Below are 25,557 nucleotides of genomic sequence, written 5' to 3'. Positions count from 1 at the left end.
AATGTCGATCACGGCACCAGGACGGCGGCGCCGCTCAATCCCCCTTCCCTCAGATCGTCCAACGCCTGATTGGCCCGTTCCAGCGGATAGACCTTGGTATGCGTGCGAACCTGCGCGCGCTTCGCAATGGGAAAGAACTCTTCCGCGTCGCGGCGCGTCAGGTTTGCTACCGACACCAGTTCACGCTCTTCCCAGAGCAATTTGTAAGGCATCGCAGGGATGTCACTCATGTGAATGCCGCCGCAAACCACGCGGCCACCCTTGCGGACAGCACGAAGCGCGATCGGCACCAGGTCGCCGACAGGAGCGAAGATGATCGCGGCATCGAGCTGCCTGGGCGGAAGTTCATCCGAACCGCCCGCCCACGTCGCGCCGAGCGAGCGCGCAAATTCCTGTGCTTCCTTGTCGCCCGGCCGGGTGACAGCGAAAATCTCACGACCTTGCCAGATCGCGATCTGGGCGACGATATGCGCGGCGGCGCCGAAGCCGTAGATCCCGAGCCGCTTGCCGTCACCGGCTTTCTTCAGGCATCGCCAGCCGATCAGGCCAGCGCAAAGCAACGGCGCTTGCGATACGGGGTCGGCATCCGGGTCCAAGTCGAACGCGAATCGCGCGTCGGCAATGACATGGCTGGCGAAACCGCCATCGCGTGTATAGCCAGTGAAGTCTGGCTGGTCGCAGAGATTTTCACCCCCGCGGCGCAGTAGGGACAATGGCCGCAAGTATGCCCGAGCCAAGGCACGCCAACTCTGCGCCCGACCCTGGAACGGGCGACGCCCTCGCCAACCAAATCGATGATGCCGACGATCTCGTGCCCCGGGATGAGCGGCAGTTTCGGATGAAGCAGATCACCGTCAACCACATGCAGATCGGTTCGACAAACCGCGCATGCCTCGACCTTCAGCCTGATCTCGCCCGCGCCAGGCAAAGGATCGGGCCTGTCGAGAAGTTTCAAGGGGGTGCCGACGCTTTCGAGCACCATTGCCCTCATGACGTGCTCCATGTTGCCCGGAAACAGACGAAAGTGGATTACGACCCACTCCCTCCGCCATACCCGAAACCAGGCGACGGCGATGCGGCCCTCAACCACACGAACGCCGGGCATTGCCCTGACAGCCCGTTCCGTCGAGCGGCGTTCGGCCTGGCTGTTGACCTTGCCGTCGTGAGTCGGCTCACCGACAAGAATGGTGATCCCGGCAGTCCTTCGAAAACTGCGACAGTCGCAGGCTCGGGCCAAAGGGCTGCCTGGTTCAGGACCTATGGATCGACGGTGAACTCAGCCCACATGCCGGCGCCAAAGTGACCTGGCACGTTGCAGATAAGCAGGTATTTTCCAGCCTTCAGTTCGACGGTCAATGTGCCTGATTTGCCGGGATCGAGCTCCGAAACTTCGCCCTTGTCGCCAGCCTTGTCTTCGTCGACCCGGTTCTCGGCCTCAACGTAAGGAAGCGGCTTGCCGGGATCGGCAAGGTACATCACGATCATTTCGTGAACGGTGTCCTTGGAGTCGTTCTTCACATTGAATGTGACCTCCCCGGCCTTCACCGCACCAGGCAAGACCTTGATGCCCATGGTCGCCTTGGCGAGATCGAGTCCTGGCGCTGCATAGGCAAGACCCATCGGCATCTCCGTACTCGCGCCCTTGTCCCACAGCGAGACCTGGACAATAGCGGCAGCCTGGGCAGCGCCGGCACTGCCGGCCATGAGCATTGCGGCGGCAAGCCCGAGCGCTGCTCTCCTCGATATGGATTTCATGACAGTCCTCCTTCAGGACGGCAGCAGAAGCGCTCCACATCCCTCCCGTCATCCTGCTCGCGGCGTCACCCGCGGTCCTTGCGCCAGATCAAACGAACCGGCGAGCCCGACCGGCGGCGGCGATGGAGCTGTCAGCCAGTTGTCAGGTTGAATTGGGTATGCCGCACCAATGACGGTCATATCGCCGTCTGACCGAACCGATCGAAATCCAACCCCACAAGGCGCATCACCGCGCCCAACCTCCCGAATGGAGCCATCATGTATCGCACACTCGTCCTCGCCGCTCTCGCCGGCATGATTGCAGGGCCGGCGCTCGCCGCCGGCGGCAGCTGCAGCACCGCCCCGAAATCACAGTTCAAGCCCAAGGCAACGCTCGAGGCGCAATTGACCGGCGAAGGCCTTACCGTTCGCCAGATCAAGGTCGAGAAGGGCTGTTACGAAGTCTACGCGGTCGACAAGGCCGGCAAGAAGGTGAATCTGGCCTACAATGCCGAGACCCTTGAAAAGCTCGACAATGCCGAAGCCGGCGAAAATTGATCGGAACGTTTCGGTAGCCACGGACGCGCAGCCATCGCCGGAGATGGTGCGCGTCTGGGACCGGGTCGTGCGGAGCTTCCACTGGGCGCTGGTGCTGAGCTTCGTCACGGCCTGGCTCACCTCCCATTCCTCGGAGGACATTCACCATTGGGCTGGCTACGCCGCTGCTGGGCTGGTCGCGATGCGGCTCTTGTGGGGCGTTCTTGGCACGCCCTATGCGCGCTTCTCGCAATTCGTGCGTGATCCGGGAACAGTGCTACGCTACCTCCTGGCGTTGCTGAGCGGTCGCGAAGCCCGCTACATCGGCCATAACCCGGCCGGCGGCGCAATGGTGGTCGTGCTGATTGCGGCGATGGCTACGACGGCGCTGACCGGATGGTTGATGACAACGGACGTCTATTTCGGCGTGTCGTGGGTCGAGGCGGCGCACAGCCTTGCCGCACACGGCCTGTTCGTGCTGGTCCTTTTCCATATAGGTGGCGTCGCGCTGGCAAGCTTTCGACATCGTGAAAACCTTGTCCGGGCCATGATCACGGGGCGAAAACGCAAAGCCGAGCCGGCGGACATCGCCTGACGATCCGTCAACGCGCCAGCCCCGATTCGCCTCCCAACGAACAACGGGCGCATGTCGATTTCCCGTTGTTCGACAGGATCGCGAGAGCCAGCGACGCTACGCGACCTGGAAATCGGAACAGCAACGCAAACAGTCATTTGCCGCCCGTGGACGGATTTGACCCGCATCAAAGCTCCCGCTCCTTTTTCCTGTTCAATACCTCCCATCAAGGTCTCGAATTTTGGGAGCGCATCATGAGCACGGCTGGAATCAACATCCCTGTCCCTAGAGCCACTACCTCGGCATCGACGAAGCTTAGACTTGGTTCCCTCACCGCACTGGTGATCGGCTCGATGGTCGGCTCCGGGGTGTTCAGCCTGCCGCAGAACATGGCTGCCGGCGCCGGGCCTCTTGCCATCCTGATCGGCTGGGCCATCACCGCCGTCGGCATGCTGGCGCTGGTCTTCGTCTATCAATCGCTTGCCACCCGCAAGCCTGAACTCGACGCCGGGCCCTACGCCTACGCCAAGGCCGGCTTCGGTCCTTTCATCGGCTTCAACAGCGCCTGGGGCTACTGGATCAGTGCCTGGGTTGGCAACGTCTCCTACGCGGTGATCGTATTCAGCGCCCTGTCCTATTTCTTTCCGGCCTTCGGTGACGGAAACACCTGGCAGGCGGTGGTCGGCGCATCGATCCTGTTGTGGCTGATCCACATCCTGGTTCTCGCCGGCATCCGGCAGGCGGCGGTCGTGAACCTTATCGTCACTGTGGCCAAGATCGCTCCGATCGTCCTGTTCGTCGGCGTTGTTGCCGTCGCCTTCAAACTGCAGGTCTGGTCGCTCGACTTCACCGGTCTGGGCAACGCCAGTCTCGGCTCGATCACCGCACAGGTGAAGAGCACGATGCTGGTGACCTTGTGGGTGTTCATCGGCATCGAAGGTGCCAGCGTATTTTCCAGCCGGGCCGAGCGCCGCAAGGACATCGCCACGGCGACAGTCCTCGGCTTCTTCACTTGTCTCGCGCTGTACGCCCTGGTGTCGCTGCTGTCGCTGGGCATCCTCAGCCAGCCTGAACTCGCCGCGCTTAAGAACCCGTCCATGGCAGGCGTGCTGGAGGCGGTTGTCGGGCCTTGGGGCGCTATTCTCATCAACATCGCGCTTGTAGTGTCGGTGGTTGGCGCCTTCCTGAGCTGGACGCTGCTTGCCGCCGAGATTCCGCATGTCGCCGCCAAGGACGGGACGATGCCGAAGTTCTTTGGCCGCGAAAGCCACCGTGGTGTGCCGTCAACCTCGCTCTTGATCACCAACCTGCTTGTCCAGGCATTCCTGGTGATCACACTTTTCGCGCAAAGCACCTACCAGGCGCTGTTCTACATCGCGTCGGCCGCGATCCTGGTGCCCTACATCTTTTCAGGAGCCTATGCGGCCAAGCTGGCGCTGACCGGAGAGAGCTACGAGAGCGGCGAGCAACGCGCCGGTCCGCTTTTCGCCGGCCTGCTGGCGACCGTCTACGGGCTGTGGCTCGTCTACGCGGCGGGTCCTGCATACCTGTTCATGTGCGCGATCCTCTATGCGCCCGGCATCCTCTTCTACATCTGGGCGCGCCGCGAAACCAATCAGCGCGTGTTCCATCCTGCCGAAGCGGTACTCGCCGCAGCCCTCGTCGCCGTCGCCATTCTCGCCGTTTACGAGATGTGGACCGGCGCCGTCAGCCCGCTGTGAGAGGATTGACGCGATGACAAGCCTGGGTGTCCATTCCGAAGTCGGCCGTCTGCGCGAGGTGATGGTCCATCGTCCGGATCTCAGCCTGCGCAGGCTGACGCCGGAGAACTGCAAGGCGCTGCTGTTCGACGACGTGCTGTGGGTCAAGCGGGCCCGCCAGGAGCACGACGTCTTCGTCGATGCGTTGCGCGAACGCGGTGTGCTGGTGCATTCCTTCGGGGAACTGCTGACAGAGACAATGAACCTGGCCAAGGCCCGCGACTGGCTCCTCGACCGCCGGGTTCATCCCGGCGTCGTCGGGCTGGACATGGTCGACGAAATGCGCGGATGGCTCAATGAGATGCCGTCGGAGCAACTGGCGTCTTACCTTGTCGGCGGCATTGCCCGGGCGGAGCTTCCTTTCGAGCCCAAAGGGCTGACCGGAAGGACGCTCGCCCCCCAGGATTTCGTGCTGCCGCCGCTGCCAAATCAGCTTTTCACCCGTGACAGCTCATGCTGGATTTACGCTTCGGTTTCGGTCAACGCCATGTACTGGCCCGCCAGGCGCCCAGAAGCGGCCAATGTCGAAGCCGTCTATCGCTTCCACCCTCGCTTTCGCGACAGCGGCGTCCCCTTTGTTTCGCCGGACTTGGGAACAGGCACCAGCCTCGAAGGCGGTGATGTCATGCCGATTGGTGGCGGAACGGTTCTCATCGGCATGGGAGAGCGCACCACGCCACAAGCGGTGGGCGACCTCGCGCGCAGCCTGTTCGCAGCCGGCGAAGCCACGCGTGTGATTGCCGCGCTGATGCCGCGAGACCGCAGTTTCATGCATCTCGATACCGTCTTCACTTTCTGTGACCGCGATTTGGTGACCATGTATCCGCCAGTGGTCGAGCGGCTGCGCACCTTCTCGCTGCGGCCAGGCGACGGAAAGTCGGCGGTTGAGGTCACTGATGAGAAAAAACCGTTCACCGAGGTGGTGGCGGAAGCACTTGGTCTGAAGTCACTGCGGATTATCGCCACGGGCGGCGACCGCTACGAGGCCGAGCGCGAGCAATGGGACGATGGCAACAATGTCGTTGCGGTCGAGCCCGGTGTGGTCATCGGCTACGACCGAAATGTCTACACCAACACGCTTCTGCGCCGCGCGGGAATTGAAGTGATCACTGTCGAGGGCGCCGAGCTTAGTCGCGGTCGCGGCGGCGGGCACTGCATGACCTGTCCGATTGCCCGTGACCCGATCTGACCCGAAAGGAAATCCCCATGTCGATGAATCTTCACGGTCGCTCCGTGCTCACGCTGGACGATCTCACGGCCGACGAGATCCGATTTCTCCTGAAACTGGCCGCCGATCTCAAGGCCGCCAAGCTCGCCGGGCACGAGATGCCGCGTCTTGTCAGGAAGAACATCGCGCTGATCTTCGAGAAGGATTCGACGCGCACACGGACGGGGTTCGAAGTGGCGGCCTATGACCAGGGCGCCCACGTCACCTATTTCGGCCCCACTGGCAGCCATATCGGCCACAAGGAATCGATGAAGGATACCGCCCGCGTGCTCGGCCGCATGTACGACGCGATCGAATATCGCGGCTTTGGCCAGCACCAGGCCGAACTGCTCGCCGCGCATGCCGGCGTGCCCGTCTACAACGGCCTCACCGACGAAGCGCATCCGACGCAGATCCTCGCCGATTTCATGACCATGCGCGAATTCACGCACAAGCATCTCTCGGACATGGCCGTCACATTCGTTGGCGAAGGGCGCGACAACGTCGCGCTGTCGCTGGCGCTGGGTGCCGCCAAGGTCGGCATCGACATGCGCATTGCCTCGCCAAAGGACCTATGGCCGGATGAAAAATTCTGCGCCCATGTCCGGGAGCTGGTGGAGCGTAGCGGCGGCCGCTTCCGACTCGACGAGGACGTGATGAGTTGCGTCCAGGATGCCGATTTCATCTACACCGACGTGTGGATGTCGATGGGCGAGGATAAATCGGGCTGGGCCGAGCGCATTCGCCTTTTGAAGCCATATCGTGTCACCAGCGAGGTGATGGCTGCCGCGGGCAACCCCCACGTGAAGTTCATGCATTGCCTGCCGGCGTTCCACGATACCGAGACGGAGATAGGTGCGTTCGTCGCGAAGGAATACGGGATCGACTGCATGGAGGTCACCGACGAGGTGTTCGAATCGGCTGCCTCGATCGTCTTCGACCAGGCGGAAAACCGCATGCACACCATCAAGGCCTTGCTCGTCGCCACGATCGGCAACTGAGATGCGTATCGTCGTTGCGCTTGGCGGAAACGCACTGCTGCGTCGTGGAGAGCCGATGACGGCCGGGAACCAGCGCGCCAACATTGTGCGCGCCGCCTCGGTGCTCGCCGAACTCGTCGGCGAAGGGCACTCGATCGTAATCACACACGGCAACGGACCGCAGGTGGGGCTTCTGGCCCTGCAGGCGGCGGCGACCTCGGATGGCGGCACATTTCCACTGGACGTGCTCGGCGCCGAGAGCGCCGGCATGATTGGCTATGTGATCGAGCAGGAGCTCGGCAATCTCCTCACGCAAAGGCTGTTTGCGACGCTGCTGACGCAGGTGAAGGTGGATCCGCACGATCCGGCTTTCGCTCATCCGACGAAGCCGATCGGCCCGGTCTACGACGAAGCGACGGCACGCAAGCTTGCCACCGAACGCGGCTGGCAAATCGCGCCCGATGGCGACAAATGGCGCCGCGTGGTGCCCTCGCCCAAGCCGCTGGCGATCCTGGAAGCATCCGTGATCTCGTTCCTTGTCGAACGCGACGTCATCGTCATCTGCACCGGCGGCGGCGGCGTTCCCGTGGTAGCGCGGGACGATGGCAGCCTTTGCGGCGTGGAGGCCGTTATCGACAAGGATCTGGCAAGCTCGCTTCTTGCCCGCCAGTTGAAAGCCGACATGCTGCTGATGCTGACCGATGTCGACGCCGTCTATATCGACTATGGAACCACTGCCGCTCATGCGCTCGGTCGAGTGACGCCCAAGGAGGTGTCCGGGCGGAATTTTCCCGCTGGCTCCATGGGACCGAAGGTCAGTGCCGCAATCGAATTCGTTGAAGCGACCGGCAGGCCAGCCGCGATCGGCAAGCTCGATGACGCCGTAGAAATCGTCAGAGGAAATCGCGGCACACGGCTCGAAGCCGGCGCCCCGCTTTGAGGCGCGCCGGACGGCGGATGAGGCACGCAGTTTGGCCTGGCCCTAGAAAAGCGTGCCGTCGTGATGGAATGGCCGAACATGGCTGGGAGACGCCGAGTTTGCCGCGGCGTCACCCGTCGCGCGTTTGTAAACCAGGCGTATGACAAAGGCGAAGTATCCGACCTGCAACAGGACCAGGTCGACGATCGCCCAGCCGAGTGCGCTCCAGATTGAACCGGTTGCCGTGTAGGCCCAGAGGGCCACGACGCCCGACGTAAAAAACATTCCCACCAGAAATTGCGGAAAATACATCGCTGCTCACCAGCCGTTCCGATGCGAGGGTTCGAAGCGCGTTGCCATCGCCCAGAGCAAAAGAACATTCTAGCGATCGGAGTGCCTGGCCGCTTGATATGAATCAACAAGCTGGACGGCCAGATTAGGTAGTTTCCCGTAGGGACATAACCGAATTTCGTCACCCACGGATTCGCGCGATTGCTGTGTCGCGGATCAACCGGGAAAACAGCCATGCACACCTACACGACCTCCAGAATTGCACTGCCGTCACGGTCCCCCCAGCCGACCCTGCCAGAGGCTTTCGAGCCCGCGCTGCTGCAACCGCTCAGCTTCTTTCCCGCCGGCGCGGAAATCTATGCCCAGGGCGAGAAGGCCGGGCCCTTCTATCAGGTCGAGTTCGGCGCCGTCCGCATCTACCGCCTGCTGGCCGATGGCCGTCGCCAGATCAGCGCCTTTCACCTGGCCGGAGAGACATTCGGCTTCGAGGCCGACAGCACGCATCATTTCTTCGCCGAGGCAATCAACGCCACCGGCATCCGCGTCTTCCGCTTCGCCACGGGTGCGGACATCTCGCGTCAGGTGCTGCCCCTGGCGCTCAAAGGGTTGACCAGGGCGCAGGAACACCTGTTGGTCCTCGGCCGCCAGAATGCCATCGAACGCGTCGCCGCCTTCCTCCTCGACATGGCCGAGCGGCAGGGTGGATTGCAGCCGATCGAGCTGCCGATGTCGCGCATGGACATCGGCGATTATCTCGGCCTCACCATCGAGACCGTGTCGCGGGTGCTGACCCGGTTGAAGGACAAGGGCGTGATCCGCCTCACCAGCCTGCGCAGCATCGAAATCGTCAAGCACGAAGCGCTTCAAGATATTAGCGAATGACCAACGGGTAGCGCATTGCTTCCGAACAACCGAGGATTAGAGGCCGTATATGACCACGAATAGCGCGATTACCACACGTACCGGATTTCAATTCGAGGTGCGCCGTGCGCGGCCTGAAGACGAACCGACCCTGGCGGAGTTCTTCACCCATGTGACGCCAGACGACCTGCGATTTCGCTTTCTCGGCGGAGTGAAGGAAGTTTCGCACGAGCGGCTTGTGGCAATGACGCGGTCCGATGATGCACGGATACACAATTTTCTTGCGTTCTCGACCGACGGAATGCTGATCGCGGTCGGAACACTCGCGTGCGATGAGGCTCGTCGGCACGGAGAGGTCGCGATTTGCATCAGAGCGGATCGCAAGCATATGGGCGTCAGCTGGGAACTGCTCGCTTACATAGCGAGATATGCTGAAGGCTTGGGCCTCCATACAATCGAGTCGATCGAGAATCGCGAAAACCGTGCGGCTATCGAACTCGAACGTGACATGGGGTTCACCGTCACGGCTTACCCCGATGATCCGACCCTGGTCCTGGTTCAACGACAGCTAGGCAGCGGGCTACCGGACTAGCTGTCACAGCTTGCCAGTTTTCAGAGTCCGGAAATGGAGTTTGCCGCCCACGGTCCTTTCCTCATCCGTGGGATCGCCAGCAGGTCGACGCCGGATCCGGCATTCCCATGTCATACCTTGAATGCAGGCGGACGGCGCTGAGCAAGTTGACGTGGCGATCCGGAGCGCGGTAAAGGCGAAGGCGTGAACGCCCTTTCGGTAGCAAAATGGTAGCAGCGGCCAAATTGGGCTCCTGTCGTAAGCCAGAAAACCTAACGAAATCAGGCACGGAGGAATGGCCGAGCGGTTTAAGGCACCGGTCTTGAAAACCGGCGTGGGTGCAAGCTCACCGTGGGTTCGAATCCCACTTCCTCCGCCATGGTCATTGATTTAACTGAATAATCTTCTGTTTTACATCGCAGCGTCGTCGGCCATTCTTTGTTGTGGATCAGTTCCGATGGGAAGCCGATCTATTTCCCGCTAAAACGTGGGGACGGTCCGGCGTGATCTCCTGATCCGCGTCTTAGCTCGTCAGGAACCATCGCCTGTTCAAGCGCTTCGCCCTCTCCGTTGTGTCGCTGTGGTCAGGATCGTCCGCCAATGCGGCTTTGTTGAAACGCTGACGATATAGGTCGTTGCCGTCTTCTCCGGTCATTCTGCTGGGTCGCTGCTGTTCAGGCTACACATACGGATCAACCAGCCTCCGCCGACCTGGCGCTGAAAGACGCTGAGCGAAGTTCCGTTTCCGGTCGCCGCGCCTTCCGAATAGGCCGCGAGAGACCAGGCTAGTTCACCGGACCCTCCTGCCTGCGTTATGACAAGAGTCTTGTCGGGAGTGGCGTGGTGGGTCCAGATGCCGTGCAGTGCCTCTATCGCCGCGCGGCCGCGAGCCGGCGGCGCATAGGGAGAATGCAATTCTGCGTCAGATGTAAATACGGCCGCACAACCGACAGCGTCCCCGGTCCGATAGGCCGCAATGTAGATGTTCCAAATTCCCTGCAATTCATCGCGGATTGACACAATCCCTGCTCCCTGGCCAGCTCCTTAATTTGCATGCTTCGAATATTAGCATGAATGTATACAATCGCGAGAGGGTCATCGCCCCGCCGCGAGACACCAATATTTTGGGGGCTAATATTCTGTCAGGCCGTTTCTTCATGGCGGGCAGGAAGTTGCGAGCCATGGCATTGCCCTTTCCGCCAATGAATGTCTAACGTCACGCCGGGAGCGAGCAGACGGGCCGCTGCAGAAGTGTAGTTGGGGGTGAAATGTCGAAATTGTCTATGTGGTGGCGCAACAGACGCCACCCAATTCCGAAGAGCGCCACAATGGGTCGCTGGACTTACGGTATTGACGACGGTCGAAAAATTGCCGGATGCGGTCCAGAGTCACCGCTTGAGATCGGTTCCTTTTGCTCGATCGCTGCCGAGGTCGTGCTCTTGTGCAGCGGCAACCACCCAACCGACTGCGCGACGACGTCCTATGTCCACTCGAATATGATGGGAAAGGCCTCGCCTTGGGATCGCCCCGGAAAGGGCGGCATCAAGGTCGGTAATGATGTGTGGATCGGCAGAAGAGCCCTGATCCTGCCCGGGGTGAACGTCGGCCACGGTGGCGTTGTGGGAGCGCAAGCCACGGTTACGAAGGACGTGCCGCCCTATGCCATTGTCGGCGGCAATCCCGGCAAGATTATCCGGCTGCGCTTCTCCGAAGAAATCATCGGTAAAATGCTGGCTATTCGCTGGTGGGACTGGGACGACGAAAAGATCAAGCAGGAAGCCGATTTCTTGACAGGTCCGATCGATGCTTTCGTGGCTCGGCATTTCACGCCACAGCCGATCCAGGCACCTCACGGCACAGTTCGTGAGGTCGAGGCGCGAAAAGTTCTCGCATAGCGTCGCTCGAAAGCCAGCTTCCTGCACCTGTTCCGGTCTCGCTGCTGGCCTTCGTAATCGGGATGATCGTGAAGAACACCGGCCGTTGGTGGCAGCCGCGGTTTACAGCTCAAGCAGTCAAAAATCGCCGTAACGAGGAGCCTATTCCTGAAATCGAGCTGGCCGGTAGGTGGAACAATCAGGGGATACCGTCGAATGCACAGGCCCGACTCCTTGCATTTTAGCTGACTTGAATGTGAGAAGGGTCATGGAATTCCGAGCGGGGGCTCATGACCACAGACCTATTTCTCGCCGCTGTCGCGGCGTTCTCGATTCTCGTCCCGCTCTACTTCATCCTCAGGTGATGCGTCAGGCCCTCTCCGAGCCTCACCAGAGCGCGTTTCTGCTCCTTGCAAAGGCCCGAAAGTATAACCCATCTCCCCGGAATGAACTGTGACCCATCTTTCGGGAAGGCCAGATGTTTCCAGGCGCTGATCCAGCGGGCGCGCGGTAAGCCCCGCACCGCCGCAAGGCTTTATCGCCCGAATCGGCTAAGCCTTGAGGATGAACGAGACCTCACTTTATGCGCCGGTGAAACGGTTTCTCGAAAGCCTCGACTTCGTCGTGAAAGGCGAGATCGGCGGCTGCGACATTGTTGCGTTGCGCGAGGGCGAGCCGCCGGTCGTCGTCATCTGCGAACTGAAGCTGCAGTTCAATCTCGAACTGGTGCTGCAAGGTGTCGATCGCGCGACGGCCTGCGACGAGGTGTGGCTGGCCGCGCGCATGTCGGTGCGGGGCAAGGGACGCGAAGGCGATGCCAGGTTTCGCAATCTCTGCCGCAGGCTTGGCTTCGGCCTGCTTGGCGTGACCACGAATGATCGGGTCGAGGTGCTTCTCAGCCCGGTCGCGCTGTCGCCGCGCAAGAATGCGCGACGGCGCTCTCGGCTGGTCGACGAACACCAGCGCCGTCGCGGCGATCCGGTTGCGGGCGGCGGGTCGCGCAATCCGATCATGACGGCGTATCGGCAAAGCGCCCTCGCCTGTGCCGCAGCGATGGCCGACGGACCCAAACGCCCCCGTGATCTGAAGGTGCTGACGCCGATCGCGCCCAAGATCCTGCTGCACAATGTCTATGGCTGGTTCGCGCGCGTCGACCGTGGTCTCTATGACCTTACCGACGCCGGCCGGGCTTCGCTGGTTCGTTGGCCGCAATTGCCTGACGCGGCAGAGCAGACGAAAGATTTGAACGTCTTGAATGGGTGAAAAAGGGCGCATGCCCGGTCGGACTGTCGCCAATCACATTCCGATCATTGATTTCTGATCGGTGCGGAACGCCCCGTCATGTTGATTTTTCCGGCAAAACATGCTGCTTGTCCCGCCCATGAAGAAGCTCTGCATGACCGCCTTGGCGTCTGTGACGCTGAGTTTTCCGGCCAACGCAATGGACAGTGCATTGCGCGCCGGCCTGATGAAACTCGATCCGCAAACCCGCCTTGAACAGCGTTGTGATGCCGAAGTGCTCGACCGGATCACTCACGACGATCGCAAGTTCAAGGCGGATCGCGTCGTCGCCTACGCCTTCGCGACGCCCGAGATGGGCACGGATGCAATCAGGAGCCCAGGTGCCGCGTTTCGCAGCAAGGGGCAATGGTACCGGTTGAAGTTCAAGTGCCAGACGGCGCCGGATCATATGGAAGTTTTGCAACTCCGCTACCGGATCGGTGATGAAATTCCGGAAGCCGATTGGGCAAAGTACAATCTCTACGATTGATTTGTTCTCGGTCGTCGCGGCTTTGCCCGGCTGCCGGAAAGTGCCGCAGATCATTGAATCCAGCCTCGGTGGAACGATGGCCGCCATGGGCGAACCCTTGACGTCAAGGGATCACCAAGTTAGGGCCCGTCTGGATAATCGACGAACACTCGGCAAACAGGCAAGGGCTTCCGGTCGATGGACATTTTCAGCGCTGCCAGCCTGACGGCCCTGCTCCAGGTCATCGCCATCGACCTCGTCCTTGCTGGCGACAATGCGATCGTCATCGGCCTTGCCGCCGCCGGGTTGCCGGCCGAACAACGCAAGAAGGCCATCCTCATCGGCGTGCTGGCGGCAACGGTGCTGCGCATCGGTTTTGCCTCGGTGACCGTCAGGCTGCTGGCGATCGTTGGCCTGCTCCTGGCCGGCGGTATCTTGCTGCTGTGGGTCTGCTGGAAGATGTACCGCGAGTTGCGCACGTCGCATGCCGATGAGCTGGAAGCGACCGAGGCGCTGTCGAATTCCGATCTCGACAACGACAACGCGGTGGCCGGCAAGTCAAAGCGCAAGACGCTCGGCCAGGCAGCATTGCAGATCGTCGTCGCAGACGTGTCGATGTCGCTCGACAACGTACTGGCGGTCGCCGGTGCCGCGCGCGATCATTTCCCGGTGCTGGTCATTGGCCTCGTGCTGTCGATCGCGCTGATGGGCTTGGCGGCAAGTTTCATGGCCAAGCTGCTGCACCGCCATCGCTGGATCGCCTATATCGGCCTGCTCATCATTCTCTATGTTGCTGTCGACATGGTCTATCGCGGGGCGATGGAAGTCTGGCCGCATGTCAGCAACGCGGTAAGCTGAAAAAAGCCTGTCTCCGGATCGTTCGATCTGGCTTGAGGCTTCACGCTCGATCGCCGCGCGTCTGGCCATGGATGTCTTCCACCATACCAATGCCGCAATAAGTGTGGTACTGGCGCCGCAATCCTGAAAAGTCCGGAAAACCCCTATATGTCCGCTCCCCGCGTGAGTTTTGTCAGTCTTGGATGCCCGAAGGCCCTGGTGGATTCTGGAGCGCATCATCACGCGCCTGCGCGCCGAGGGCTACGAGATCGCGCGCAAGCATGACGGCGCCGACCTCGTCGTCGTCAACACCTGCGGCTTTCTCGATTCCGCCCGTGACGAGTCGCTCAACGCCATCGGCTCCGCGCTTTCGGAAAACGGCAGGGTCATCGTCACCGGTTGCCTGGGCGCCGAGCCGGACGTGATCCGCGAGAAGCATCCCAACGTTCTCGCCATCACCGGCCCTCAGGCCTATGAGAGCGTGATGGCCGCCGTGCATGAAGCGGCGCCACCTTCGCATGATCCCTATGTCGATCTGCTGCCGCCGCAGGGCGTCAAGCTGACCCCGCGCCACTATGCCTATCTCAAGATTTCGGAAGGCTGCAACAACCGCTGCACCTTCTGCATCATTCCGGCGTTGCGTGGCGATCTTGTCTCGAGGCCGGCGGCCGATGTGCTGCGCGAAGCCGAAAAACTGGCCAAGGCCGGTGTCAAGGAGCTTCTGGTCATCTCGCAGGACACCAGCGCCTACGGCATCGACATCAAGTATCAGACCAGCATGTTCGGCGACCGCGAGGTTCGGGCGAAATTCCTCGATCTGTCCGAGGAATTGGGCAAGCTCGGCATCTGGGTGCGCATGCACTATGTCTACCCCTACCCGCATGTCGCCGACGTCATCCCGCTGATGGCGGAAGGCAAGATCCTTCCCTATCTCGACATCCCGTTCCAGCACGCCTCGCCGCAGGTGCTGAAGAACATGCGCCGGCCCGCGCATGGCGAAAAGACGCTCGAGCGCATTCGCGGCTGGCGCGAGGTGTGTCAGGATCTTGCCATACGCTCGACCTTCATCGTCGGCTTCCCCGGCGAAACGGACGACGATTTCGAGATGCTGCTCGACTGGCTGGATGAAGCCAGGATCGACCGTGCCGGCTGCTTCAAATACGAGCCGGTCCGGGGCGCCCGCTCCAACGACCTGGGTCTCGAACAGGTCCCGCAGGAGATCAAGGAAGCACGCTGGCACCGCTTCATGCAGCGCCAGCAGAAGATTTCGGCAACGCAGCTGGCCAAGAAGGTCGGCAAGCGCTTGCCGGTGCTGATCGACGAGGCGCACGGCACGTCGGCAAAAGGCCGCACCAAATATGACGCGCCTGAGATCGACGGCTCGGTGCACATCCAGTCGCGCCGTCCGCTGCGCGCTGGCGATATCGTCACCGTCAAGATCGACCGCGCCGATGCCTACGATCTCTACGGATCGGCGGTCTGATTTCATTCCGTTCACGCAAGCAAAGAAAAGGGCGCCTCGCGGCGCCCTTTTCATTTCAATCTTCGCGCAGCTTACTGCGGCAGCTTGTCGTCGACACCCTTCACATAGAAGTTCATGCCGAGCAGCGTGCCGTCGTCGGCGACTTCGCCGTCCTTCAGCCATGGCGTGCCGTCCTGCTTGGCGATCGGCCCGGTGAAGGGGTTCCAGCCGCCGGCGATCTTCTTCGAGGTTGCCTCAGCCATCGCCTTCACGTCGTCGGGCATGTTGGTGAAGGGCGCGAGCTTGACCGCGCCGTCCTTGATGCCAAGCCAGACATTGTCAGGCTTCCAGGTGCCGTCCAGCGCCGCTTGGACCCGGCTGATATAGTAGGGCCCCCATTCGTCGGTCAGCGAGGTCAGCTGCGCGTTCGGCGCGAACTTGATCATGTCGGAGGATTGGCCAAAGCCATGCAGCTTGCGCTCCTCGGCCACCTGCAGGGCAGCGGTCGAATCGGTGTGCTGGACGATGATGTCGGCACCCTGGTCGAACAGCGCCTTGGCGGCGTCGGCTTCCTTGCCGGGATCGAACCACGAGTTCACCCAGACGATCTTGGCCTTGAAGTTCGGGTTGATCGACTGTGCGCCGAGCATGAAGGAGTTGATGCCCATTACCACTTCCGGGATCGGGAAGGAAACGATGTAGCCCGCGACGCCGGACTTCGATTCCTTGGCGGCGATCTGGCCGAGCACATAGCGGCCTTCATAGAAGCGCGCATTGTAGAGGCCGAGATTGTCGCCGGACTTGTAGCCGGTCGCGTGCTCGAACATCACCTTGGGGAATTTCTTGGCGACCTTCACTTCCGCGTCCATGAAGCCGAACGAGGTGCCGAAGATCAGCTTGCATCCCTCGCGCGCCAGACGCTCGAAAGCGCGGTCGGCATCGGGGCCCTCGGACACGTTCTCCAGATAGGCGGTCTCGACCTTGTCGCCGAGCGCCTTCTCGACCTCGAGCCGGCCCTGGTCGTGCTGGTAGGAATAGCCGAAGTCGCCGATCGGGCCGGTGTAGACCCAGCAGGCTTTCAGCTTGTCGGCGGCCTCCGCGGACGCCGCCAGCGAAAACGCCGCTGTCGTGGTCATCAGGGCAATAAGCAGTTTTTTCATTGTGTTACCTCTCTGTGTTAAGCCTTGGGGCTTCCCGTTTGTTTTTGTTGTCAACGATCCGGAACGAATGGCTGCCCCAAGGAAGCCGGCGTGTTCATCATCGTCAGACGCTTGTTGCGCGAGATTAGAACGAGAACCACGATGGTTGCCAGATAGGGCAGAGAAGAAAGCATCTGCGAGGGCACTGGAATGCCAAAAGCTTGTGCATGAAGCTGGCCGATCCACACCGCGCCGAATATGTAGGCGCCGGCGAGCACGCGCCACGGTCGCCACGAAGCGAACACCACCAGCGCCAGCGCGATCCAGCCGCGGCCGGCGGTCATGTTCTCGACCCATTGCGGCGTGTAGACCAGCGACAGATGGCCGCCCGCAAGGCCCGCACAAGCGCCGCCGAAGATCACCGAGAGATAGCGGTAGCGGATGACCTTGATGCCGAGTGCGTGCGCCGACACATGGCTGTCGCCGATCGAGCGCAACGTCAGTCCGGTACGGGTCTTGAACAGGAACCACATGACGGCCGCCGTCAGCGCGATCGAAATGTAGAAGATCGGGTCCTGGCCGAACAACAGCCTGCCAATGACGGGGATCGAGGTCAAGCCGGGGATATCGAGATTGGGCAGCCTGACGCCGGGCTGGCCGACAAAGCTCGTTCCGATCATGCCGGAAAGGCCGAGGCCAAGCAGTGTCAGCGACAGGCCAGTCGCCACCTGGTTGGTTGCCAGCGACAGCGTCATGACGGCGAACAGCAGCGAGAATATCGCCCCCATGGCGATCGCCGCCAAAAGGCCGATCCAGGGCGATCCGGTCAAATAGCCGGCGCCGAAGCCGCCGACCGCGCCCATGATCATCATGCCCTCGACGCCGAGATTGAGCACGCCGGAGCGCTCGACCACCAGTTCGCCGATCGCGGCGATCAAAAGCGGCGTCGCCGCCGTGGCGATGGTCAAAAGGATGTTGATGGTGATGTCCATCAGCGGGCTTCCTTCAACTTTGGCGTGGGTTCAAGTTTGGCCGCGCTTTCCGGTTTCGTCAGCGCCAGGCCGATCAGACGGATGCGGTAATGAATGAGTGTGTCGCAGCCGAGCACGAAGAACAAAAGCATGCCCTGGAATACCCGCGCCACCTTGTCGGAAATGCCGAGCGCGCTTTGCACCGCTTCGCCACCGAGATAGGTCAGCGCAAGCACCAGGCCTGCGGCGACGATGCCGAGCGGGTTGAGCCGGCCGAGGAACGCCACGATGATGGCGGTGAAGCCGTATCCGGGCGAGATCACCGGCTGCAACTGGCCGATGGCGCCGGAGACTTCAGAGATGCCGGCAAGACCGGCCAGCGCACCCGACAGCAGGAAGGCAAAGAACACCATGCGGTTGAGACCGAAGCCGGCAAAGCGCCCTGCCCGCGGGCTGGAGCCGAGTACGCGCACCTCGAAGCCCTTCAGCATGCGGCTCATCAGGATCCAGATCAGCACCGCAGCGATCAAGGCGAAGACGAACCCCCAGTTCGCTCGCCCCGCATCCGGCATCAACTCCGGCAACACGGCCGAGTCGCCGAACTGGATCGTCTGCGGGAAACCATGGCCTTGCGGATCACGCCAGGGGCCGCGCACCAGCCAGTCGAGGAACAGCTGGGCGACATAGACCAGCATCAGGCTGGTCAGGATCTCGTTGGTCCCGAAGCGCGTCTTGAGCAGAGCCGGGATCGCCGCATAGGCCGCGCCGCCGACCATGCCGAGCAACAGCATCAGCGGCAGCACCAGTGGGCCTTCGAACTGCGGAAACAGCACAGGAATGGCCGAGCCGAAGATGGCGCCGAAGATGAACTGGCCCTCGGCGCCGATATTCCAGATATTGGCCTTGTAGCAGACCGACAGGCCGACAGCGATCAGGATGAGGGGCGCAGCCTTGATCGCCAGCTCATGCAGCTGCCAGACCTGGCTGACCGGTTCGATGAAATAGATCCGGAACGCGGTCAACGGATTGACGCCGAGCAGCGCGAACATGATGGCGCCGGCGATGATGGTCAGCACGAAGGCCATGAACGGCGACAGTGCCGAAAACAGCGCCGAGCGCTGCGGACGTTTGACGAGTTCAAGGCGCATCATGCCGTCTCCAGCGTGTGTTCGGCGTGGCCGGGCTCGGCGCCACCCATCAGCAAGCCGACTTTCTCGAAGGTCGCGTCGGCGATCGGCATGGGTTTGGACAGTTCGCCATTGTGCATGACCGCGATGGCATCCGATATCTCGAACAGTTCGTCGAGATCCTGGCTGATCACCAGCACCGCCGATCCGCTGCGCGACAGCTCGATCAAGGCCTGTCGGATGTGGGCGGCGGCACCGGCGTCGACGCCCCAGGTCGGCTGGTTCACCACCATGACGCTGGGCCGGCGGTCGAGTTCGCGACCGACGATGAATTTCTGCAAATTGCCGCCCGAAAGTGCCGCAGCCTCCGGATCCGGTGCGCTCTTGCGCACGTCCATCGCCGCGATGATGCGTTGGGACGCGGCGTAGATAGCGCCGCTCTTCACCATCCCGCCGGTGCCGACAAAGGCCTTGCCGTCGGTGGCATGGCGCGACAACAGCAGGTTTTCCGAGAGCTTCATGCGTGGCGCCGCACCATGGCCGAGGCGTTCTTCGGGCACGAAAGCGGCGCCCAGCAAACGCCGACCGGTGATGGTGAGGCCACCGGCGTCCTTGCCGCGGATGCGCACGGACGCGGCATCCTGCTGCAACGCTTCGCCTGAGACGGATTCGAAGAACTCGCCCTGGCCGTTGCCGGCGACGCCGGCGATACCGATCACCTCGCCGGCGCGGACATTCAGGCTGATGTTCCTGAGCGGAATGGAGAACGGCGTTGCCGGCTTGCGGGTGAGGCCGCGAATTTCGAGCAGCGGCTGCGCCGTCTCGATCCCCTCGACCGGCGCACGCACCACGGCCTGCACCTCGTTGCCGACCATCATGCGGGCCAGCGAGGCCGCGGTCTCCTCGCGTGGATTGCAGTGGCCGACCACCTTGCCATGCCGCAGCACGGTGGCGCGGTCGCAGATGCGTTTGACCTCTTCGAGCCGGTGCGAAATGTAGAGGATCGATTTGCCTTCCGAGCGCAGCCGCTCCAGCGTCTCGAACAGCTTGTCGGCCTCCTGTGGCGTCAGCACCGAGGTCGGCTCGTCGAGGATGATCAACTGCGGCGTCTGCAGCAGGCAGCGGATAATCTCGATACGCTGGCGCTCGCCGACCGACAGGTCGCCGACCATCGATTCAGGATCGAGCGGCAGGCCATAGCTGTAGGAAAGCGCCCTCGCCTTGGCAGCGATGCTGCTGATCGGCGAACCATCGTCCAGCGACAGGGCGATGTTCTCCGCCGCGGTCAGCGCCTCGAACAGCGAGAAATGCTGGAACACCATGCCGATGCCGAGCTTTTTCGCAACGCCGGGGCTGGTGATCCTGACCGTCTGGCCGTTCCAGAAAATCTCCCCGGAATTGGGCTCCAGTGATCCGAACAGCATCTTGACCAGCGTCGACTTGCCGGCGCCGTTCTCGCCGAGCAAAGCGTGGATTTCACCCCTGGCGATGTCGAGATCGATATGATCGCACGCCGTCAGCGTACCGAATATCTTGGTAAGGCCACGAACCTCGAGCAAGTTCGTGCCATCCTGATTTGCACTCACAGTGCCTCCCATCTGGTTAGCCAGATATGTTCTGTGTTCCCGCAAGCATGGTAGGCGCGGCCGGCTCCCATCGGAAAGCGGCACGCGTCTTGAAAGAGCTTCAAGAATTTCAGCGGAAATTCAAGGGATAGCAAGCCGGAAGGGACTAAGGGATGAGAATGGTGGTTCCGGTTGTCCTGCGGCCTTCGAGGTCGGAATGCGCCTTGCCGGCGTCCTTCAGCGCGTAGCGTTGGTTGATCTTGATCTTCACCGCGCCGCTGAGCACGACCTCGAACAAGGCTGCGGCCGAGGCCTCCAGGGCCTCACGTTTTGCGTTGTAGACGAACAATGTTGGCCTCGTGGCGAACAAGGAGCCCTTCTGTGCCAGCAATGACATGCTGAACGGCGGGATCGGACCCGAGGACTGGCCGAAGCTGACGAACATGCCGAGCGGCTTCAGGCAGTCCAGCGACGCCGGAAACGTGTCGTTGCCGACCGAATCGTAGACGACGTCGCATTTTCCGCCGCCCGTGATGGCGGCGACGCCGGCGACGAAATCCTGCTCCTTGTAGTTGATGACATGGTCGAAGCCATGTGCCTTGGCGAGTTCGATCTTGTCGGTCGAGCTGGCCGTGCCGATGACAGTCGCACCGAGATGTTTCGCCCATTGGCCGAGGATCAATCCGACGCCGCCGGCCGCGGCGTGAAACAGGATGGTGTCGCCCGCCTTCACCTTGAAGGTGCGGCGCAGCAGGTACTCGGCGGTCATGCCTTTCAACATCATTGCGGCCGCCTGCTCGTCGCTGATGCCATCCGGAACCTTGACGACGCGGCTGGCATCGATAACCCGCTCTTGCGCATAAGCGCCCGTCGTCACCGCATAGACGATCCGGTCGCCCGGCTTCAGCCAGTCGACGCCCTCGCCGACTTCCAGCACTACGCCGGCGGCTTCACTGCCGGGGACAAGCGGAAATCCGCCAGGCGGCGGATAGAGGCCCGAACGATGATAGACGTCGATGAAATTGAGGCCGATCGCCGTGTGCCTGATCAGGATCTGCTCGGATCCCGGCCGGCCGGGATCGGCATCCTCATAGATGAGAACTTCCGGACCACCATTGGCGTGGATACGGATCGCTTTGGACATGGGCTAGGCTTCCTCTGGCTGATCAGGCCTTTTTAGCACCGAGATTTGGAAAGAACTGCATGATCCCGCCGATACAGGCAAGGTAGAGCCCGGTAATGGTGATGCCGATCTTGGTGAAGGTGCTGACCTGCTCGCCCAGCACGCCGATCTGATCGTAGAAGGCTGCGAGCGCCGCTTGCGCCAGGGCAAGCGCGCCGAAGGCGCACCACAAAAGGGTCATCGAAAGATTGATGCGCCGCAGCCGCACTACGCGAACCGGATGGATGAAGTTCATCGGCACGAAAGTCAAAATGCCGGCTACCACCACCACCGCGAACGAAACCCACGGTCCCGGCTCAATGACAAACAGTGTGAACACCACCATGTTCCAGACCACAGGGAATCCCTTGAAGAAGTTCTCCTTCGTCTTCATGCCGGTGTCGGCATAGTAGATGGCGCTGGAGACGACGATGATCGCCGCTGAAAGGAATGACAGGCCCTCCCCCATGAAGCCGCGCTGATAGAGCGCGAAGGCCGGGATCAGGACGTAGGTCACGTAGTCGATGATGTTGTCGAGGAGTTCGCCCGACCATGTCGGCAGGATTTCCTTCACCTCGAGCTTTCTGGCGATCGGCCCATCGATACCATCGACGAACAGCGCCAGCCCGAGCCACCAGAACATGGCCGTCCAGCGCTCTTCGCTCGCCGCCACCAGCGACAGGAACGCCAGGAACGAACCCGACGCCGTCAGCAGGTGCACGGAAAAAGCCCTCGCCTGCGGCCAGGTGACTTTCTTCTTCGGCCGCGGAATCCGGTCCGTGATCTTCTTGGCGGCTTTCCTGGCCGTAGTGTTTTTGCTCACGGGCCCCGCCAATCCAGCTTGCAGATTTCGGCCGAACGGCCAGCGAAATTCCAGTTGCGGCCGAAAGCCCGCATCTTGCTCTTGTCGGACTTGGCCACGATGATCTCCGGCGCGATCCAGTATTCCGAATTGCTGATCACTGTATCCTTTTCGCGGTCCTTGCCGGGAATCGGCGTCACCGCCCCGTCGATGATCTTCGGTATCTGGAAGATGCGCGTCTTGTCGCGCGTCTCATAGGTGATCGGCACCTGCTCGACGCCGAGGAATTTACCGACAAGGATGGAAAGCAACGATGTGGTGCCGCCCGCCTTGCCGGTGAAGATCCTTGTCAGCGCCTTGACCGCGTAGACAGAGGCGCGCTTGTCGATGAACAGGCCGGCGGTCCAGTTGCCGCGGCTCATGTAGCCGGGGATTTCCATGACCAGTCCGAGATTGAGACCTGACAGGTCGACGTCGCCGAAATGGCCGGCATCGATGCGAAACCCCGCCCAGGTCTGGCAATAGCCTTCGGTTGGCGGATGATTGCCGAGAGACAGCACGCAAGGACAGAAAACCGTGCAATTGCAGGAGAGTACGAGCTCTCCCTTCATCGCCCAGCCCTGATCTGCCATCGAAATTTCCCCCACTATCGTGAGACTACTAGCAGGGCGGCTGCCCAGACAAGCAGTATCGCACCGGCCAGCCGGGTTGGAACCCTGCTCGCTGTTTGTTTTTCGATCAGGGTGAACAACCCGATCAAGGCCATCCAGAAGACGTTCATCACGCCGACGGCGAACATCACCAGCATCAATGCCCAGCAGCAGCCGAGGCACCATATGCCTTGCGCGAGGCCAAGCCGGAAGATGCGGGCGGGCCTCGCGCTCCAGTTCGAAAACAGGATCGAGAACGGGTTTCGGCATTTCTCCAGGCAGGCTTCCTTCAGGCCGCTGAACTGGTAGAGGCCGGCAACCAGCAGGGCGAGTGCACCGGCAATCCCGATCGCCGGGTCAAGCAGCCCATCAGACGAGGCGAAGGCGTGGCTGGCAAAGGTCAGCGCCGCGAACATCGCCGAGGCGGCGAGCCAAGCGCTGAGATAACCGGCGACCAGCACCAGCGGATGGACGACCGGCTCGCCCTTGATTCTGTGCCGTATCGGCGATCTCGCAATAGGTGCGGATCATCGGTGCGGCGGACGGCAGCATCGTCGCGATCGCCATCAGGAACCACATCGCAACGAGCGCGCCGGCCTGCAGGCCGACACTTCCGTCCAGCGTCGCCGGCGAGAGGCAAAGCGCGAAGAACCGTTCCAGGAAAGCTGGCAGTGGCAGGCGCGGCAGGTTTTGCAGGATCGCGTCACCAGGAGCGCCGCCGCCTGCAACCCGCCCTTCAGCGCCACGGATTGCCGTGGCGGCAAGGAACAGCCAGGCAAGCAGGATACCGGCGCCAATGACCACATTGACCGTGACACGCGGGCTGCGCGCGATGCTCGCCATGGCGCGGCCCGCGCGGTCGAGATGGCTGAAGTCGTCTTGCTGGCCGGTCATGTCATTCGAATGAGCCGAATCGCCGCGTTGATCAAGCGGCATGATCTGACCTATATGCTCATCGACTGGCAGGTCAGGTGGACCGCCTCGCATTGCAGCCGGAAAGCCGATCTTGGAGCATCAGGGAACTGCGCGGATACTGGTTGCTGGCACGGGGCCGGCAGGACTGATCGCGGCGCTCGGTTTCGCCGATGCCGGTTTCCCGGTGACGCTCGTCGGGCCCGAGGCTTCTGCTCCCGATGGCCGCACGACGGCCCTGATGAATCCTGCCTTGAAAGTGCTCGAGCGGCTGGGCGTCCTCGAAGACATCAAGCCCAAGGCTGCGCCCTTGAAAGTGATGCGCATCATCGACGCGACCAGCCGGCTGATCCGCAGTCCGGTCGTCACCTTCCGCGCCAGCGAGATCGACGAGGAACAGTTCGGGTTGAACCTGCCCAACAGCGCCCTCAATCCGACGCTGGCCGGCGCGGCAGCCGCGCATGCCGGCATCGAGTGGCGAAGGTCGATGGTGGCGAGATGGCATCTCGATGCCGAGCACGCCGGTGCCATTCTGAGCGACGGCAGCACGGTGGACGCATCGCTGGCGGTCGCCGCCGACGGACGGCTGTCGCCGGCTCGCCAGGCGGCTGGCATCACGACCTCGGCTCGCTCCTACCCACAGGCAGCGCTTGTCCTCAATTTCCGTCACACTGGCGACCATGCCTATACCTCGACCGAATTCCACACCGAGACCGGGCCGTTTACACAGGTTCCCCTGCCCGGCAATCGCTCGAGCCTCGTCTGGGTGGTGAAACCGGAGACCGCGACAGAACTTGCCGCTTTGGACGATGCAACGCTTTCAATGCGGGTCGAACAACAGATGCAGTCGATGCTGGGCCGGGTGACGGTCGAGCCGGGGCGCCAGATCTATCCGCTTTCGGCGGTGACCCCGCTGCGCTTCGCGCGAGACCGGATAGCGCTGGTCGGCGAAGCCGCCCACGTGTTTCCACCCATCGGCGCACAGGGCCTCAATCTCGGCATCAGGGATATCGAAGATCTTATTGGGATTGCTTGTGAAAATCGTCGCGATCCCGGTTCCCCAACGGCGCTTGCGGCCTACGACTTCAAGCGCCGCCCCGATATTCTGGCACGCAGCAGCGCGGTCAACCTGCTCAACATGTCGCTCCTCTCCGACATGCTGCCGGCCCAGATTGCCCGCGTTGCCGGGCTCGGCGTGCTCGGCGGCTTCGCACCGCTTCGCGCCTTCTTCATGCGCGAGGGACTCCGTCCCGGCAGCGGCTTCGCGGCGCTCGCGGGCGGCCTGCGAAGGCCGGTGCGCCGGTAACGGCCTTCCGGACATTCTTGCTGATCTGCATCGTCGACGATCGTCGAAATCGCCCGCATGCGGCGGACCCGTGCCCCGCGTCCTGCTGTGCTTGACGGCGCGTCAAGCACAGCAGGATTGAATTGACACGCGGTCTGCGCCAAATAAAGCTAAGGAATTCAGTGGTGAGTACGATGAAAACAGCCAAATTCGCAATCGGGCAAGTGGTTCGCCACCGGCTGTTTCCGTTCAGGGGCATCATTTTCGACGTCGATCCGCAGTTTGCCAACACCGACGAATGGTACGAAGCCATCCCGGCCGACGTGCGGCCGCGCAAGGATCAACCATTCTACCACCTGCTCGCCGAGAACTCGGAAACCGAATACATCGCCTATGTATCCGAGCAGAATCTGCTGGAGGATCGGTCGGGTGAACCGGTTAGGCATCCGCAGATAAAGGAGATGTTCGACAAGAGGCCCGACGGGCGCTACGAGCCCAAACGGCAGTCCAGACACTGATTACCGGCGTTGCCGGTATGGTCAGGAACGAAAAAAGCGGGGCATGACCCCGCTTTTTCCTTGGCTTGA

General features: G+C 61.8%; 24 protein-coding genes, 1 tRNA gene and 3 pseudogenes. 16 read left to right on the top strand and 12 right to left on the bottom strand.

The features are described from left to right. Window positions 1-8: 8 nt before the first annotated feature. Both AC56QP_RS00600 and AC56QP_RS00595 read right to left on the bottom strand, forming a co-directional pair. A pseudogene (locus tag AC56QP_RS00600) lies at window positions 9-991 on the bottom strand (zinc-dependent alcohol dehydrogenase family protein). A 266-nt stretch (window positions 992-1,257) separates the two neighbouring features. Next, on the bottom strand, window positions 1,258-1,755 hold the full coding sequence (locus AC56QP_RS00595; RefSeq protein WP_489861317.1) for a sulfocyanin-like copper-binding protein: 498 nt from the start codon (window positions 1,753-1,755) through the stop codon (window positions 1,258-1,260). A 258-nt stretch (window positions 1,756-2,013) separates the two neighbouring features. Between AC56QP_RS00595 and AC56QP_RS00590 the strand changes: the two genes are divergently transcribed. The 6 genes from AC56QP_RS00590 to arcC all read left to right on the top strand — a co-directional run bounded on the left by AC56QP_RS00590 (window position 2,014) and on the right by arcC (window position 7,732). Continuing rightward, entirely contained in the window at window positions 2,014-2,292 is a 279-nt protein-coding gene (locus AC56QP_RS00590) for a PepSY domain-containing protein (RefSeq protein ID WP_056587822.1), read from the top strand. Between the two features lie 43 nt (window positions 2,293-2,335). Next, window positions 2,336-2,866, top strand: a complete 531-nt coding sequence (locus AC56QP_RS00585) for a cytochrome b/b6 domain-containing protein (RefSeq protein WP_489863433.1) — start codon at window positions 2,336-2,338, stop codon at window positions 2,864-2,866. Window positions 2,867-3,099: 233 nt separating this feature from the next. Then, window positions 3,100-4,566, top strand: coding sequence for an arginine-ornithine antiporter (arcD, locus tag AC56QP_RS00580; protein ID WP_489861318.1), 1,467 nt, complete (start codon window positions 3,100-3,102; stop codon window positions 4,564-4,566). A gap of 13 nt (window positions 4,567-4,579) precedes the next feature. Beyond that, entirely contained in the window at window positions 4,580-5,794 is a 1,215-nt protein-coding gene (locus AC56QP_RS00575) for an arginine deiminase (protein WP_497100860.1), read from the top strand. 17 nt (window positions 5,795-5,811) lie between these two features. Then, window positions 5,812-6,813 (top strand): ornithine carbamoyltransferase, encoded by a 1,002-nt coding sequence (argF, locus tag AC56QP_RS00570; RefSeq protein ID WP_489861319.1) that lies wholly within the window; start codon window positions 5,812-5,814, stop codon window positions 6,811-6,813. 1 nt (window position 6,814) lies between these two features. Continuing rightward, window positions 6,815-7,732, top strand: coding sequence for a carbamate kinase (gene arcC, locus AC56QP_RS00565; RefSeq protein ID WP_489861320.1), 918 nt, complete (start codon window positions 6,815-6,817; stop codon window positions 7,730-7,732). Between the two features lie 42 nt (window positions 7,733-7,774). Here arcC and AC56QP_RS00560 read toward each other — a convergent pair whose 3' ends face one another. After that, window positions 7,775-8,023, bottom strand: a complete 249-nt coding sequence (locus AC56QP_RS00560; RefSeq protein ID WP_489861321.1) for an exopolysaccharide production repressor protein — start codon at window positions 8,021-8,023, stop codon at window positions 7,775-7,777. Between the two features lie 213 nt (window positions 8,024-8,236). Between AC56QP_RS00560 and AC56QP_RS00555 the strand changes: the two genes are divergently transcribed. The 3 genes from AC56QP_RS00555 to AC56QP_RS00545 all read left to right on the top strand — a co-directional run bounded on the left by AC56QP_RS00555 (window position 8,237) and on the right by AC56QP_RS00545 (window position 9,813). Continuing rightward, window positions 8,237-8,884, top strand: a complete 648-nt coding sequence (locus AC56QP_RS00555; protein ID WP_489861322.1) for a helix-turn-helix domain-containing protein — start codon at window positions 8,237-8,239, stop codon at window positions 8,882-8,884. Between the two features lie 49 nt (window positions 8,885-8,933). Beyond that, complete coding sequence (locus AC56QP_RS00550) at window positions 8,934-9,455, top strand: GNAT family N-acetyltransferase (RefSeq protein WP_489861323.1); 522 nt, start codon at window positions 8,934-8,936, stop codon at window positions 9,453-9,455. Window positions 9,456-9,723: 268 nt separating this feature from the next. Next, window positions 9,724-9,813, top strand: a tRNA-Ser gene (locus AC56QP_RS00545). A gap of 272 nt (window positions 9,814-10,085) precedes the next feature. On the opposite strand, the gene AC56QP_RS00540 is transcribed toward AC56QP_RS00545, so the two are convergent. Then, entirely contained in the window at window positions 10,086-10,454 is a 369-nt protein-coding gene (locus AC56QP_RS00540) for a YybH family protein (protein ID WP_489861324.1), read from the bottom strand. 308 nt (window positions 10,455-10,762) lie between these two features. Between AC56QP_RS00540 and AC56QP_RS00535 the strand changes: the two genes are divergently transcribed. The 5 genes and pseudogenes from AC56QP_RS00535 to rimO all read left to right on the top strand — a co-directional run bounded on the left by AC56QP_RS00535 (window position 10,763) and on the right by rimO (window position 15,378). After that, window positions 10,763-11,329, top strand: coding sequence for a CatB-related O-acetyltransferase (locus tag AC56QP_RS00535; protein ID WP_489861325.1), 567 nt, complete (start codon window positions 10,763-10,765; stop codon window positions 11,327-11,329). 543 nt (window positions 11,330-11,872) lie between these two features. Beyond that, a complete protein-coding gene (locus AC56QP_RS00530) occupies window positions 11,873-12,571 on the top strand; it encodes a DUF2161 domain-containing phosphodiesterase (RefSeq protein ID WP_489861326.1) in 699 nt (232 codons plus the stop codon). A gap of 100 nt (window positions 12,572-12,671) precedes the next feature. Continuing rightward, a complete protein-coding gene (locus tag AC56QP_RS00525; RefSeq protein ID WP_489861327.1) occupies window positions 12,672-13,079 on the top strand; it encodes a DUF930 domain-containing protein in 408 nt (135 codons plus the stop codon). A gap of 177 nt (window positions 13,080-13,256) precedes the next feature. Continuing rightward, window positions 13,257-13,916: a TerC family protein gene (locus AC56QP_RS00520; protein WP_489861328.1), complete on the top strand. Its 660-nt coding sequence runs from the start codon at window positions 13,257-13,259 to the stop codon at window positions 13,914-13,916. Window positions 13,917-14,063: 147 nt separating this feature from the next. After that, window positions 14,064-15,378: pseudogene (gene rimO / locus AC56QP_RS00515) on the top strand (30S ribosomal protein S12 methylthiotransferase RimO). A 71-nt stretch (window positions 15,379-15,449) separates the two neighbouring features. Here rimO and AC56QP_RS00510 read toward each other — a convergent pair. The 8 genes and pseudogenes from AC56QP_RS00510 to AC56QP_RS00475 form a co-directional block, all read right to left on the bottom strand. Further along, the gene (locus AC56QP_RS00510) at window positions 15,450-16,517 is read right to left on the bottom strand and encodes a BMP family ABC transporter substrate-binding protein (RefSeq protein WP_489861330.1); all 1,068 of its coding nucleotides are present in this window, start codon (window positions 16,515-16,517) and stop codon (window positions 15,450-15,452) included. Between the two features lie 50 nt (window positions 16,518-16,567). Then, window positions 16,568-17,488: an ABC transporter permease gene (locus AC56QP_RS00505; RefSeq protein ID WP_489861331.1), complete on the bottom strand. Its 921-nt coding sequence runs from the start codon at window positions 17,486-17,488 to the stop codon at window positions 16,568-16,570. Continuing rightward, window positions 17,488-18,618: an ABC transporter permease gene (locus tag AC56QP_RS00500; RefSeq protein ID WP_489861332.1), complete on the bottom strand. Its 1,131-nt coding sequence runs from the start codon at window positions 18,616-18,618 to the stop codon at window positions 17,488-17,490. The genes AC56QP_RS00505 and AC56QP_RS00500 overlap by 1 nt, the downstream gene beginning before the upstream one ends. Continuing rightward, window positions 18,615-20,192 carry an ABC transporter ATP-binding protein gene (locus AC56QP_RS00495; RefSeq protein ID WP_489861333.1) on the bottom strand — a complete coding sequence of 526 codons (1,578 nt, stop codon included), beginning with the start codon at window positions 20,190-20,192 and terminating at the stop codon, window positions 18,615-18,617. Before AC56QP_RS00495 ends, AC56QP_RS00500 begins: the two co-directional genes overlap by 4 nt. Before the next feature lie 133 nt (window positions 20,193-20,325). Next, complete coding sequence (locus tag AC56QP_RS00490; protein WP_489861334.1) at window positions 20,326-21,303, bottom strand: quinone oxidoreductase family protein; 978 nt, start codon at window positions 21,301-21,303, stop codon at window positions 20,326-20,328. 22 nt (window positions 21,304-21,325) lie between these two features. Next, on the bottom strand, window positions 21,326-22,144 hold the full coding sequence (gene pcsA / locus AC56QP_RS00485; RefSeq protein ID WP_489861335.1) for a phosphatidylcholine synthase: 819 nt from the start codon (window positions 22,142-22,144) through the stop codon (window positions 21,326-21,328). Then, window positions 22,141-22,755 (bottom strand): DUF1326 domain-containing protein, encoded by a 615-nt coding sequence (locus AC56QP_RS00480; RefSeq protein WP_489861336.1) that lies wholly within the window; start codon window positions 22,753-22,755, stop codon window positions 22,141-22,143. The genes pcsA and AC56QP_RS00480 overlap by 4 nt, the downstream gene beginning before the upstream one ends. Before the next feature lie 14 nt (window positions 22,756-22,769). After that, window positions 22,770-23,709 (bottom strand): annotated as a pseudogene (locus tag AC56QP_RS00475) (DUF2182 domain-containing protein). 70 nt (window positions 23,710-23,779) lie between these two features. Between AC56QP_RS00475 and AC56QP_RS00470 the strand changes: the two are divergent. Both AC56QP_RS00470 and hspQ read left to right on the top strand, forming a co-directional pair. Then, window positions 23,780-24,991, top strand: coding sequence for a UbiH/UbiF family hydroxylase (locus AC56QP_RS00470; RefSeq protein ID WP_489861338.1), 1,212 nt, complete (start codon window positions 23,780-23,782; stop codon window positions 24,989-24,991). Between the two features lie 173 nt (window positions 24,992-25,164). Next, a complete protein-coding gene (hspQ, locus tag AC56QP_RS00465) occupies window positions 25,165-25,488 on the top strand; it encodes a heat shock protein HspQ (protein ID WP_019858091.1) in 324 nt (107 codons plus the stop codon). The last annotated feature ends 69 nt before the right edge of the window (window positions 25,489-25,557 follow it).

It is taken from the genome of Mesorhizobium sp. RCAM 05104, from assembly GCF_059683645.1.
Note: the sequence above shows the minus strand (reverse complement) of the source record. Positions and strands in the feature narration are given on the sequence as shown.